The 13344-nt window shown below is 65.0% G+C and carries 12 protein-coding genes; 9 read left to right on the plus strand and 3 right to left on the minus strand.

The genetic code is table 11. The annotated features are described in order from the left end of the window. Positions 1-124 precede the first annotated feature (124 nt). Positions 125-1204: a patatin-like phospholipase family protein gene (locus JQX08_RS13640; RefSeq protein WP_205348947.1), complete on the minus strand. Its 1080-nt coding sequence runs from the start codon at positions 1202-1204 to the stop codon at positions 125-127. A gap of 145 nt (positions 1205-1349) precedes the next feature. Here JQX08_RS13640 and JQX08_RS13645 point away from each other — a divergent pair, with 145 nt between their 5' ends. The 4 genes from JQX08_RS13645 to JQX08_RS13660 are packed head-to-tail and all read left to right on the plus strand — an operon-like array spanning position 1350 to position 3975. After that, the gene (locus tag JQX08_RS13645; RefSeq protein ID WP_205348948.1) at positions 1350-1655 is read left to right on the plus strand and encodes a PepSY domain-containing protein; all 306 of its coding nucleotides are present in this window, start codon (positions 1350-1352) and stop codon (positions 1653-1655) included. Beyond that, positions 1655-1972, plus strand: coding sequence for a PepSY domain-containing protein (locus JQX08_RS13650; RefSeq protein WP_205348949.1), 318 nt, complete (start codon positions 1655-1657; stop codon positions 1970-1972). Before JQX08_RS13645 ends, JQX08_RS13650 begins: the two co-directional genes overlap by 1 nt. Next, positions 1973-2641: a response regulator transcription factor gene (locus JQX08_RS13655; RefSeq protein ID WP_205348950.1), complete on the plus strand. Its 669-nt coding sequence runs from the start codon at positions 1973-1975 to the stop codon at positions 2639-2641. Then, positions 2638-3975: an ATP-binding protein gene (locus JQX08_RS13660; protein WP_205348951.1), complete on the plus strand. Its 1338-nt coding sequence runs from the start codon at positions 2638-2640 to the stop codon at positions 3973-3975. The genes JQX08_RS13655 and JQX08_RS13660 overlap by 4 nt, the downstream gene beginning before the upstream one ends. Before the next feature lie 3 nt (positions 3976-3978). Here the strand turns inward: JQX08_RS13660 and JQX08_RS13665 are convergent, their stop codons facing one another. Together JQX08_RS13665 and JQX08_RS13670 are read right to left on the minus strand one after the other, a co-directional pair. Continuing rightward, positions 3979-4575 carry an NADPH-dependent FMN reductase gene (locus JQX08_RS13665; RefSeq protein WP_205348952.1) on the minus strand — a complete coding sequence of 199 codons (597 nt, stop codon included), beginning with the start codon at positions 4573-4575 and terminating at the stop codon, positions 3979-3981. 167 nt (positions 4576-4742) lie between these two features. Further along, complete coding sequence (locus JQX08_RS13670; protein WP_205348953.1) at positions 4743-6887, minus strand: methyl-accepting chemotaxis protein; 2145 nt, start codon at positions 6885-6887, stop codon at positions 4743-4745. A gap of 272 nt (positions 6888-7159) precedes the next feature. On the opposite strand from JQX08_RS13670, the gene JQX08_RS13675 reads away from it, so the two are divergent. The 5 genes from JQX08_RS13675 to JQX08_RS13695 all read left to right on the plus strand — a co-directional run bounded on the left by JQX08_RS13675 (position 7160) and on the right by JQX08_RS13695 (position 13297). Then, complete coding sequence (locus JQX08_RS13675) at positions 7160-8479, plus strand: Na+/H+ antiporter family protein (RefSeq protein ID WP_205348954.1); 1320 nt, start codon at positions 7160-7162, stop codon at positions 8477-8479. A 123-nt stretch (positions 8480-8602) separates the two neighbouring features. Next, positions 8603-9073, plus strand: coding sequence for a MarR family winged helix-turn-helix transcriptional regulator (locus JQX08_RS13680; RefSeq protein WP_205348955.1), 471 nt, complete (start codon positions 8603-8605; stop codon positions 9071-9073). After that, entirely contained in the window at positions 9073-10551 is a 1479-nt protein-coding gene (locus JQX08_RS13685) for an efflux transporter outer membrane subunit (protein WP_205348956.1), read from the plus strand. Before JQX08_RS13680 ends, JQX08_RS13685 begins: the two co-directional genes overlap by 1 nt. Positions 10552-10565: 14 nt before the next feature. Beyond that, the gene (locus tag JQX08_RS13690; protein WP_205348957.1) at positions 10566-11750 is read left to right on the plus strand and encodes an HlyD/EmrA/EmrK family protein; all 1185 of its coding nucleotides are present in this window, start codon (positions 10566-10568) and stop codon (positions 11748-11750) included. A gap of 11 nt (positions 11751-11761) precedes the next feature. Then, positions 11762-13297, plus strand: coding sequence for a DHA2 family efflux MFS transporter permease subunit (locus JQX08_RS13695; RefSeq protein WP_205348958.1), 1536 nt, complete (start codon positions 11762-11764; stop codon positions 13295-13297). Positions 13298-13344 lie beyond the last annotated feature (47 nt).

Here is a 13344-nt window from a genome sequence, read left to right on the forward strand (position 1 = left end):
ACATCGAGATGTTTTATAACCCCAAACGCCGGCACAGCAGCGCTATGCAGCTATCGCCAGTGGAGTTTGAAAAGCGCTATTTCCAAAGCTTGGAGAGTGTCTAGGAAAGCCGGGGCGATTCAGATCAGAGCGCCTGAAGGCGCTCTGCGATCCGGTTGCTGCTGACCAGCTCCAAGAACTCGTCGCCCAGCCGGCGACTTTCCTGCATTGCCTTGCGCCAGTACTGTTCGCGGCCGACATCGTCGCCCAAGAATCGCTTGAAGTCACTGCGGTCCGGCAGTTTGCCGTGCGGCAGCTGGGCGAGATACTCGCGGGAGGGCGCCAGCAAGAGCACGTCTTGCAGGCGGGTGGCGTCACCTCGCCGCCAGGGCATGCCTTTATCGAACCAGCCCGGAATGACCTTATCGGTGAAGTGCGGGTACAGCACCACATCCTCGCCGCTATAGGGCAGGTCGAGGTGATAGTCGAGCAAGCCGCCGTCCCGGTAGGTGCCGGGTCCGGCCCCCGGAATATCACGCACGCCTTCCATGACCATCGGGATAGACCCTGATGCCAGCAGGGCATGCCGCAAATTGCCGGTATCCAGCGGCAGGTAACGTGAGGGGAAATCACTCAGCTGAGCTAACGGTGGCGCGCGGCGAGTGTCATGCAGAATCACCCGCTCAAAATGTTTGGCCAGGCGCGGCCGGCCAAAGAGGTTGCTCGCGATCACCGAGGACAAACCGAGGCCGAGCTTGTCGCGCCGGTCGTGCGCGAGCAGGCCGTGGCTTTTGACCACCACCACGTTCAGGCGGTAGTCCGGGTTGTTCAGAATCCGTGCGTCTTGGCCGTCCAGTAGCGCGTCGAGCATGTGGCGACAGCTGCGCGAGATTTCCGCAATGGTTGCGCGCTTGGCAAAGCGCTGCTGCGTATACAGCTCGCCCAAGCGGCGAATGCCCGCCGTTGCGTCGGGCAGACAGGCGCTGGCGAACCGCCAGGAGCCGATCGACGAGCCGATCAATGAGCGCTCGCGAGGCGCGCTTGGTAGCCATTCGCCGAAGAGCGCCAGATCCAAACCCTGAATGCCCAAAGCTTTCGGACCGCCCGCGGCGCCCGGCAGAGTGCCGACATCCGCAGCCGCGAGACCTCGCTCGCGAATGCGCTGCAGGGTCCTGGCACCCGCCTTGAGGGTGAGGGCGGGAAATTTGATATGAATGGCGCTCATGCCGTTCTCCATCAGTCGATGGCGGCGATTATAGAGACACCGGCGCGCAGACCAAACCTACCGGCAGTCTCAGCGCGATTCAGGTTGAGTTAAGTCGCGCGGGTTACTGTGGTCCGCGTAGACAGCACGCACGAGTCGACCTCCCATGAAAACCCTGAGCATCCTCTTGGTCACTGCGGCCATCATCGCCACCACGACCGCCCACGCGCGCGATTTGGGGCCCGACGAAGCCCTGCGCTTGCGCGATGCGGGTACCATTCAGTCGTTCGAGAAACTCAACGCTGCGGCCATCGCCAAGCATCCGGGCGCGACGGTCAGTGAAACCGAGCTTGAAGAGGAATATGGACGTTATATCTATCAGCTGGAGCTGCGTGACCCGCAGGGCGTGCGTTGGGATCTGGAACTCGATGCCGCCAGCGGTCAGATCCTCAAGGATCACCAGGACGACTGATGAAATTCATCGCCCGCTATAGCGGTATCTGCGCGCTTGTGGCTCTCGTGCTGTTCCTCAGCATGGGCGTGCAAGCGCGCGATCTCGACCAGGACGAGGCGCTCCGGTTGCGCGAGTCGGGTGTCATCCAGCCGCTGGACAATGTCATGGCGCAGGCCCTGTCACGCTATCCCGGTGCGCGTTTGCTGGAAGTCGAGCTGGAAGAGGAAGACGACATCTATGTTTATGAGGTGGAGTTGCTCATCACGGGTGGGGTAGTGCGGGAGTTGGAAGTGGATGCCAGTGACGGACGGATTCTGAAGGACGAGGAAGATTAGATGCGACTGCTGCTGGTAGAGGACCATGTGCCGCTGGCCGACGAGCTGCTGGCCGGCCTGACCCGCCAAGGCTATGCGGTGGACTGGTTGGCGGACGGCCGAGATGCGGCGCACCAAGGTGCGATTGAACCCTATGACCTGATCATCCTCGACCTGGGCTTGCCGGGAAAACCCGGATTGGAAGTGCTCAGCGAGTGGCGCAGCGGCGGCTTGGCGACGCCCGTGTTGATCCTCACCGCGCGTGGCTCCTGGGCCGAGCGCATCGAGGGATTGAAGGCTGGGGCCGACGACTACCTGACCAAACCCTTTCATCCCGAAGAGCTGCAGCTGCGCATCCAGGCGCTGCTGCGGCGTGCGCACGGTGTCGCCAATCAGCCACAGCTGGAGGCGGCGGGCCTGCAACTCGACGAGAGCCGTCAGAGCGTGGCGCTGGACGGCGCGGAGATCACGTTGACCGCGGCGGAGTTCCGCTTGCTGCGCTACTTCATGCTGCACGCCGGGCAAATACTCTCCAAGTCGCACCTGGCGGAACACCTGTACGACGGCGAGACCGAGCGCGACTCCAATGTCATCGAGGTGCACGTCAATCATCTGCGCCGCAAACTCGGGCGCGACGTGATCGAAACGCGGCGGGGGCAGGGTTATCGCTTTGCCGGGGCCGCGCAGTGAGATCGATCCAGCGGCGCTTGAGCCTGGGTCTGTTCGGTGTGTTACTGGTGGTCGGGCTTGGCTTGGCGCAGACCAGCGTCTGGCTGGTGGATCTCGGCCTGCGCCGCTACCTGGAAAACACCCTGCGCGATGATGCGGAAACTCTGTTGGCCGCCATGGTCCGCGGCCCGCAGGGTATCCAGCTGGACGAGCGGCGGGTGACCGCCGGCTATCAGCGACCGTTCTCCGGTCAGTATTTTCGCGTGGATTTCGCTGACGAGCCGTGGCGCTCGCGCTCGCTGTGGGACCGCACGCTGGAGCGTCCTGACTCCGTCGGGCTGCAAGCAGGGCTTGGCGCCGGACCGAATCAGCAGCAACTGCTGGTGTATCGCGCCGATTACAAACGTTATGGCCAGCCACTGTCGATTACCGTGGCGCTCGACTACAGCCCGGTGCTGGAAGGGCTGCGGCGCTTCCAGTGGATTGCCGCGGCACTCGGCGGTGCGGCATTGCTGTTGATCCTGTTGCTGCAGCGCTGGATCGTCCGGCGCGCCCTGCAGCCGCTGGAGGAGACGCGGCAGCAGATTGCGCAACTCCAGCAGGGGCAGCGCAGCGACCTGGACAGTGCCGTGCCGGCAGAGCTCGAGCCGCTGGTCCGGCAGATCAACCACCTGCTGCTGCAGACCGAAGACACCCTCAAGCGCTCACGCAACGCCCTGGGCAACCTGGGCCATGCGCTGAAAACCCCGCTGGCGGTGTTGCTGAGTCTGGCCAACCGTGAAGAGCTGCGGGCCCACCCCGAATTGCAGGACAGCCTGTTGCAGCAATTGCAGTTGATCGAGCAGCGCCTGGCGCGCGAGCTCGGTCGTGCCAAGCTGGCCGGCGAGGTGCTGCCGGGCGCGCACTTCGATTGCGCAGAAGAGTTGCCGGCACTGTTCGAGACCCTGGCCATGATTCACCGTCGAGGGCTCGATCTGGACTGGCAGGCAGCGCCCGGGCTGCGTTTGCCCAAGGATCGCGAGGACGTCCTAGAGTTGCTGGGCAACCTGCTGGACAACGCCTGCAAATGGGCGAGTCAGCGCGTGCGCCTGACTATCGAGGCGACTGGCGAGGGCTTCCGTCTATTGGTCGATGATGACGGTGCGGGGATTGAGCAGGAGCGCCGCGAGGGCGTGCTCGGACGCGGTGTACGGCTGGACGAGCAGGTCGCTGGCCATGGCCTCGGGCTCGGCATCGTGCGTGATATCGTCGACAGCTGGGAGGGCTGTCTGCAGCTGCAGGACAGCCCCCTGGGCGGTTTGCGCGTGAACATCGAGCTGCCGCAACGGCCAGCGCGTCAGCTCGGCAAGCCGTGACGCTTACATGCCGTTGGCGAACGCCGGGTTGGCCATGTCGATCGACTCGCGGACCGGCTTCAGTGCCTGTCCGTACTTGACCAGGATCTCCAGGTCATAGTCGATGCGCGCGCGCAGGCGGCTGTCGTCTTCGCTGCTCGCCTCGGCGTCGTTGAGCACCTTTTCCGCATGACGGACGATCAGGTGCTCAGGGATGTAGCACAGCCGGCAGTTCTTGTAGCCCGAGGCGCGCAGCTCACTGATCGGATAGGCGCCACCGACCCCGGAGGACACGCCGACCAGCAGGGCCGGCTTGTGCGCCAGCTCGGCCTTGCTCGCATAGATGAAGAAGTTCTTCACTGCCGGGCTGGCCATACCGTGCCATTCCGGCGCGATGATGATCACCGCGTCGGCGGCCTGCAGCACTTCGGCGTACTGGCTCCACGGGCCGCTGTGTTCGGCTGGCCAGAGGGGCAGGGGATTCTGGCCGAGGTCGATGACCTGACTCAGTTCGTCGCGGGTGTGGCCGAGCTCGATCAGGCGCTGACGCAGGAAACGGGCGATCTTCCCCGACTGGCTGGCGGCGCGGCTGGAGCCGGCGACGATGGCGAAATTCAACATGCTTGAGGTTCCTTCACAAAGAGGTGCGCAGGCTAACCGTGCGCGGAAGCGTCGACAAAGGTTGAAGCGTCAGGCCGGTGGTCGAATGACGCCAGCACTGTTGAGAGGGAGTCGGCGACGCCGGCTCCGGCGAACCGGGCGGCAGCCGCCCGGTTGCAGGATGGCGACTATACGCGGAACTGGTCCATCAGGCCTTGCTGGTGGTTGGCCAGGTTGTTCAGCGACTGGCTGACGCGCGCCGATTCATCGGCCTGACCGGCCAGCGATTCGGTGACGTCACGGATGGTCGCCACGTTGCGATTGATCTCTTCCGCCACCGCGCTCTGTTCTTCCGCGGCACTGGCGATCTGCAGGTTCATGTCGGAAATCACGGTGACCGCGTCGCCGATGCGCCGCAACGCGGCGACCGCCTGTTCGACCTGGGTCACGCCGCTCTGCGCCTGCTCGTGGCTGTTGTGCATGGCGCTGACCACGTCACGAGTGCCGCCTTGCAGGCCTTCGATGACCTGGCGGATTTCCTCCACCGAGTCCTGGGTGCGCTTGGCCAGGTTGCGCACTTCATCGGCGACCACCGCGAAGCCGCGACCGGCCTCACCGGCGCGCGCAGCCTCGATCGCTGCGTTGAGCGCCAGCAGGTTGGTCTGCTCGGCAATGCCGCGAATCACCTCGAGCACCGAGCCGATCTGCTCGCTGCTGCTCGCCAGGCCTTCGACCTGCGCCATGGCGGTGGTCATGTCGCGGGCCAGGCTGTCGATGGCCGCGGTGGTCTTGTCGATGACGCTGAGGCCCTCGCGAGTGGCCTGGTCGGCGCCCTTGGCGGCCTGCGCGGCTTGCGCAGCGCTGCGCGCCACGTCGTGGGCGGTGGCGCTCATCTCGTTGGAGGCGGTGGCGACCTGGTCGACTTCACGGAACTGCTGCTGCATCCCGGCGCTGGTCTGGTTGGCGATGACTGCAGACTGATCGGCGGTGCCGCGCGCATCCTGCACCGAGCGTTTTACGTCGGCGATGATCGGCTGCAGCTTGTCGAGGAAGCGGTTGAACCAGCCGGCTAACTCACCAAGCTCGTCCTGTTTGTTGTAGTCGAGGCGCCGGGTCAGATCGCCTTCGCCGCTAGCGATGTTCTTCAGCATGCTGGCCACGCCGAGAATCGGTCGGGTCACGCCGCGGGCGGTCAGCCACATCAGCAGCAGACCGGCGAGCACCGCGGCGAGGCCGACGGCGAGCGCCACCAGGCTGTCGCTGAGGCGCCGGCTATCCAGTTGCGACTCGAGCTGCTGGGCCGGGCCGAGCAGCTGTTGGCGCGGCACTTCGAGCAGCACGCTCCACGGCTTGGCATCGGGAATCGGTTGCAGCGGCTCGAGCACACGCAGCAGGGCGTCGTGGTGCAGCACCTTGGCCTGGCCCTGGGCGGCGAGCTGCAGCAGCTCCGCACTCTGTTCGCCAAAGGCGTTGCTGGTGGATTTGCCGAGCAGCTTGGCATCGCGGCTGTTGCCGGCCAGCAGGCCCTTGGCGCTGAGGATGCTGACGTGCCCCTCGCCGCCATAGAGTTCCTGGTTCGCCTGCACGCTGAGCTGCTGCAGGCTGGCGAGGCTGATGTCGACGCCCATGACGCCGATGACCTTGCCGTTCAATTCGAGCGGGAAGGCGATGCTGGTCATCAGGGTCGGCGTGTCGTTGACGTTGTCGATGTAGGGGTCGATCAGGCAGGGTTTGCCGGTGTCGCGCGGGCAGGTGTACCAGCTGTTGTAGGGCAGGCCGTTGGTGACGGGGCTGGTATCGCCGAGCAGTTCCTCGCTCATCGATTCCGACTTGAGCTGGCCGGGGGTGGTTTGCGCCCAGTACAGCGAGAAGCGCCCCTTGTCGTTGCTGCCGATGGCCTCCTGATCGACGAACAGCTCATCCTTGCCGTCCAGCGCGTTGGGTTCGAACACCACGTACAGACCGAGCAGCGACGGGTTGGCGTCCAGTGCGGTGCGCACCTGGCTGGTCAGGTCTTCGCGCAGGTCGTAGGCATCCAGGAAGCGTTTCTCCGCCTGTTCGCGGAGGAACAGGATCTGCCGCGAGAAGCCCTTGCCGTACTGGTAGGCGTCCATGAAGTAGCGCTGGATGCGCAGCGACTGGGTTTCCCCGCGCGCCTGCATGCGCGATACCGCCGCTTCTTCGAGCATCTGCGAACTGGCGCTTTTCACCAGCGCGGCGCTGCGTTGCGACTGGTACAGCGAGGCCCCCACCAGCAGGGTCACGATGGCCAGCAGGCAAAGGCCGGCCAGCAGGCTGATCTTCCATTGAATGGATAGCCGGTTGGAAAACATGCGGAACACCTTCCTGTAATCGGACTACAAGCCTTATCGGCACCAGGTGGCTATTTCTTGACCCGGGCCGGCAGGCCACTCGAGCTGATCGAAATCAGCGGACGAAATACAGCAAGAAGCGTGCTTGACTGGCTGATGGGACCTGCCGGCGACGCCTTCTAACAGGCCGATGTCGCTTGGTTGAACGTGCGCCGCATGGCCTTTGACCTAGTGCGGGGTGTCGGGCACAGTCCGCCATTTTTTCGCCGGACCGACGGCAGGGAGCGAAGGGAATGAACGCTGTGGTGATGGCGGTTGGCATCATGTTGGTGCTTAGCCTGTGCCGCGTGCACGTGGTGATTGCACTGATTGTGGGCGCGCTGGCCGGCGGCCTGCTGGGCGGGCTCGGCATTGAGGGAACACTCAAGGCGTTCAATGCAGGCCTCGGGGGTGGCGCGACGGTGGCGTTGTCCTACGCGATGCTCGGGGCCTTTGCCGTGGCGATCGCCAAGTCCGGCCTGGCCCACGCGGTGGCGGGCAAGGTGCTGGCGCTGGTGGGGCGACAGGACAGCCGGGGCGCCGGGACGATCAAGGCGCTGCTGGTCAGCCTGATCCTGGTGGTGGCGCTGTCCTCGCAGAACCTGCTGCCGATTCATATCGCGTTTATCCCGCTGCTGATTCCACCGCTGCTCTATGTGTTCGCCCGCTTGCAGATCGATCGGCGCCTGATCGCCTGCGTCATCACCTTCGGGCTGATCACCCCCTACATGTTTCTGCCGATCGGCTTCGGCAACATCTTCCTCAACGAGATTCTGCTGGCCAACGTGGCGCGCAGCGGCGTTGATGTGGCCGGTATCAACGTGACCCGCGCCATGGCCATACCTGCACTGGGCATGCTTTGCGGTCTGCTGATTGCCGTGTTCGTCAGCTACCGGGGTAGGCGCACATACGACTTGCAGCGCATCGAGCAGGTCGAGCAGGTCGCGGTCAGCTACAACCCGCGGACGCTGGGCGTGGCGTTGGCGGCGGTGGTGGTGGCGTTCGTCGTGCAGCTGCTGCTCGATTCGATGATCGTCGGTGCGCTGGCGGGCTTCGTGCTGTTCTCGCTGTCTGGCGTGGTGCGCTGGAAGGAGTCCGACGAGCTGTTCACCGAAGGCATGAAGATGATGGCGATGATTGGCTTCATCATGATCGCCGCCGCCGGCTTCGCCGAGGTAATGAAGGCCACCGGGCAGGTGGCCACACTGGTCGATGCCGCCGCGGCGTGGATCGGCAACAACAAGGCGGTCGGCGCGTTGCTGATGTTGCTGGTCGGCCTGCTGGTGACCATGGGCATCGGTTCGTCGTTCTCCACGGTGCCGATCATCGCAGCGATCTTCGTCCCGCTGTGCGTACAACTGGGCTTCAGCCCGCTGGCGATCGTCAGCATCGTCGGTACGGCCGGCGCCCTCGGCGATGCCGGTTCGCCGGCCTCGGACTCGACGCTCGGGCCCACCGCTGGCCTCAATGTCGACGGCCAGCACAATCACATCTGGGACACCGTGGTACCGACCTTCCTGCACTACAACTTGCCGCTGCTGGCGTTCGGCTGGGTGGCCGCGATGGTCCTGTAACGCCGCTGAATGGCTGGGCACGCAACAGATTGTCGCGTCCATGCAACAACCAATCTGTTGCTAAATGCTGCCTACGCAGGGAAACTGCAATGACATCCCTGCCTAGGCAGCTATTAGCAGCGTATGAACCACTACAACCCCGACAGTTTTCCGTTCCCCGAGTCCATCGGCCATTTCCTTGGCAAGGCCGCAGTCCTCAAGGACCGGGTTCTCGACACACAGCTGGCCGCCCTGGAGATCAGTGCCGCGCAGTTTCGCGTGCTGGTCTACATCGGCCTTGAACGCGCCAACACGCCGGCCGACCTGTGCCGCGAGCTGGCCGTCGATAGTGGCTCGATGACGCGCATGCTGGATCGACTGGAGCGCAAGGGCTTGCTGCTGCGTGCCCCGTGCGCGGATGACCGGCGCTGTGTGCGCCTGGCGCTGAGCGAGGCCGGTCAGTCGATCTATCAGCAGAGCCCGCAGCTCGGTGCGGCCGCCATGAACGAACTGGCCCGGGGGCTCGATGCGCAAGAGCTGCAGAGCCTTATCTCGCTACTCAGAAAATTGCTGCTGGCGCATGAAGTGCCGGCGGCTGCGGCGGAGCATTGCTGATGTTCAGTTCCAATCGTGTGGCTTCGGCAGTGCGGGCGTCCGCGCTGCTCGGTTCGCTGCTGTTGCTCGGCGCCTGTGTCAGCTCCAAAGGTCTGGAAACCCAGGGTAAGGCGCTGGATGCGGCGGCGCTGCAGGCCGGCCAGAGCCTCGGCGGCGTGCCGCTGTCGGCGGCCGCCTGGCCGCAGCAGGACTGGTGGCGTGCGCTGAATGACGCGCAACTCAACGGGCTGATCGATGAAGCCTTGCGCGGCTCGCCGGACCTGCAGATCAGCGATGCGCGCGCGCGCCAGGCCGGTGCGTTTGCCATGGCCCAGAACGCGGCGCGCATGCCGAAGGTCAGCGGCACCGCCAGCTACTCCGGTCTGCGCATTCCTGAGAGCGTCGCCCCGGAGCCGTTGGGCGGCACTTATGCGGCAATCAGCTACCTGTCGCTGGGCTTCAGCTACGACTTCGACCTGTGGGGCGGCCAGCGTGCGGCGTGGGAGGCGGCCCTCGGACAGGCCCGCGCCGCGCAAGTCGACCAGCAGGCCGCGCGCCTGACATTGTCCGCCGACGTCACCCGCACCTACAGCGACCTCGAACACGCCTATGTGGTGCGTGATCTGGCGCGCGACGAGCTGGCGCGCGCCGAGCATCTGGTGCGCCTCAGCCAGCAGCGCATGGATGCCGGGCTGGATAGCAAGGTGCAGCTGCAGCAGAGCCAGACCCTGCAGGCCAGCGCCCGCCAGCAACTGGCGGCGACGGAGCAGCAGATCGAGGCGCAACGCATTGCCCTGGGCGTGCTGCTCGGTCAGGGTCCGGACCGCGGCCTGCGTATCGAGCGTCCGCAAGCCTTGCCGGTTGCCCCGCTGGCATTGCCGTCGAATCTGCCGGCGGAACTGCTCGGCCGGCGGCCGGATGTGATTGCCGCGCGCTGGCGGGTCGAAGCGGCGAGCAAGAGCATCGACGCGGCGAAGACCGAGTTCTATCCGAACCTCAACCTCGGCGCCATGATCGGCCTGGCCGCTCTGGGCGGCGCCGACATGCTCAAGGCTTCCAGCCGCTTCTATCAGGTGGCTCCGGCGCTGTCCCTGCCGATCTTCGATGGCGGACGCCTGCGCGCCAACCTCGAAGAACACGACGCCGACTACGACCTGGCCGTGGCGCAGTACAACAAGACCCTGGTCCGCGCGCTTGGCGATGTCAGCGAGAACCTCAGCGTGCTGCGTTCGCTGCGCGAACAGATCGACGCGCAGCAGCAGGCCCGCGACATCGCCCAGACCAACTACCAGCTGGCCCTGCGGCGTTACGGGGAAGGGGTGGGCAATTACCTCGACGTGCTGACGGTGGAGCAGCAGCTGCTGCTCAACGAGCGTCAGCTGGCCAACCTCAATGCCGAACAGTTCGATGCCTCCGTGCGCCTGGTGCAGGCGCTGGGTGGCGGCTACCAACCTGATCAATCTCCGCTCGCCCAGTTGGCGCAGCCGAACGACGAATAATCGAGAGCCTTGCCATGACTACCGAAGCGAATTCTCTTCCGCAAAACCCCCAGCGCAAACGCATGTTGCTGCTGTTATTGCTGGTGGTGGTTGTCGCCGGTGCCGCCACCTTCGGCTGGGAGCTGCTGGTCGGCCGCTGGTTCGAGGCCACCGAAGACGCCTATATCGGCGGCAACGTGGTGCAGATCACCCCGCAGGTCACCGGCACCGTGGTCAGCATCGGCGCCGATGATGGCGACCTGGTCAAGGCCGGTCAGGTGCTGGTCAAGTTCGATTCCAGCGACGCCGACGTCGGCGTGCAGCAGGCCGAAGCCAACCTGGCGCGCACCGTGCGCCAGGTACGCGGGCTGTTCAGCAACGTCGACGGCTACAAGGCCGAGGTGGCGACCAAGAAGGTCGCGCTGGACAAGGCCAAGGCGGACTACGCGCGGCGCCGCAACCTGGCCAAGGACGGGGCGATTTCCCAGGAAGAACTGGCCCACGCACTCGACGCCCTGAACAGTGCGCAGAGCGCGCTAACCACAGCCGAGCAGCAGCTCAACACCAACCGCGCGCTGATCGACGACACTGTGATCAGCTCGCACCCGGACGTGCAGGCCGCCGCCGCCAAGCTGCGCCAGGCCTACCTGGATGACGCGCGTACCACCATCGTCGCGCCGGTCACCGGCTACGTGGCCAAGCGCACCGTGCAGCTCGGCCAGCGCGTGCAGCCGGGGGCGCCGCTGATGGCGGTGATTCCGCTCGACCAGGTGTGGATCGATGCCAACTTCAAGGAAACTCAGCTGAACAAGATGCGCATCGGCCAGCCGGTGGAGATCGAGTCCGACCTGTACGGTAGCAGCGTGAAGTTCAGCGGCAGCATCGACAGCCTCGGCGTCGGCACCGGCAGCGCCTTCTCGCTGTTGCCTGCGCAGAACGCCAGCGGCAACTGGATCAAGATCGTCCAGCGGGTGCCGGTGCGCATTCGCCTCAACCCGCGCGAGCTGGATGAGCATCCGCTGCGCATCGGCCTGTCGATGAAGGTCAAGGTCGACCTGCATGACCAGAGCGGCCCGGTGCTCGCCCAGCAGCCGCCGAAGACGCCGCTGTTCTCCACGGACGTCTACCAGGAGCAGCTCGCCGCCGCGGACGCGCTGATCGAGCAGCTGATTCATGCCAACGGTCCCGAGCGTAGCAAGCACAACACTGCGCAGCGCTGACGGAGCCGTTCATGAGCCATTCCGACAAGGCCAGCTTCACGCCGCCGAACCTGGTCCTGGCGACCATCGGGCTGTCGCTGGCCACCTTCATGCAAGTGCTCGACACCACCATCGCCAACGTCTCGCTGCCGACCATCGCCGGCAACCTCGGCGCGAGCGCGGAGCAGGGCACCTGGGTGATCACCTCGTTCGCGGTGAGCAATGCCATCGCGCTGCCGCTGACGGGCTGGATGGGCCGGCGCTTCGGCGAGGTGCGCCTGTTCATCGGCGCCACGCTGCTCTTCATGCTGGCGTCGTTTCTCTGCGGCATCGCCCAGTCGATGAACAGCCTGGTGGCGTTCCGCGCCCTGCAGGGCTTCGTCGCCGGGCCGCTGTACCCGATCACCCAGGCGCTGCTGCTGTCGATCTATCCGCCGTCGAGACGGGGCATGGCCTTGTCATTACTGGCGATGGTCACGGTGGTTGCGCCAATTGCCGGTCCGCTGCTCGGCGGCTGGATTACCGACAGCTACAGCTGGCCGTGGATCTTCTTCATCAACCTGCCGATCGGCCTGTTCGCAGCCTTCGTGGTTTACCAGCAGCTCGGCAAGCGCCCGGAGACGCTGAAGAAGGAACCGATGGATTATGTCGGCCTGGTCAGCATGATCATCGGTGTCGGCGCGCTGCAGATCGTCCTCGACAAGGGCAACGACCTGGACTGGTTCGAATCGAACTTCATCATCGGCGGCACGGTGATTGCGGTGATCGCCCTGGCGTTCTTCATCATCTGGGAGTTCACCGAGCGGCATCCGGTGGTCAACCTGCGGCTGTTCCGCTACCGCAACTACAGCGCCGGCACGCTGGCACTGGTCGGCGGCTATGCGGCGTTCATGGGCATCAGCCTGCTGCTGCCGCAGTGGCTGCAGACGCAGATGGGCTATACCGCGACCTGGGCGGGCATGGCCGCTGCGCCGATCGGCATCGTGCCGGTGCTGCTGGCGCCGTTCATGGGCCGCTACGCGCACAAGTTCGACCTGCGCGTGCTATCGACCCTGGCCTTCGCCGCGATGGGCGCCAGTTGCTTCATGCGCGCCAGCTTCACCACCGATGTGGACTTCATCCATGTCGCGCTGGTGCAGCTGTTCATGGGTATCGGTGTAGCGATGTTCTTCATGCCGATCCTCAGCATCCTGCTGTCGCAGCTACCGCAGGATCAGATCGCCGACGGCTCGGGCCTTGCCACCTTCCTGCGCACGGTGGCCGGCAGCTTCGCGGCTTCGCTGTCGACCTGGCTGTGGTTCCGTCGCGCCGACGAGCATCATGCGCGTCTGACCGAGCACATCAGCGTGTATGACCCGAGCACCCGCGAGGTGCTTGAGCAGATGGGCGGGATGAGCCAGCAGAACGCCGCAAGCCTGGATCACATGATCAATGGCCAGGCGTTCATGCTGTCGACCATCGACTATTTCACCCTGGCCGGTTGGGTGTGCCTGGGCCTGATCGTGCTGATCTGGCTGGCCAAGCCACCGTTCGGTGCGCAATCGGCAGACGCTTCCGGCGGGCACTGAGTCGTCGAACGAGCGGCAGTAAAAAACCCGGCCTAGGCCGGGTTTTT

This window comes from Zestomonas insulae (assembly GCF_016901015.1).
In the GTDB taxonomy this organism is placed as follows: domain Bacteria; phylum Pseudomonadota; class Gammaproteobacteria; order Pseudomonadales; family Pseudomonadaceae; genus Aquipseudomonas; species Aquipseudomonas insulae.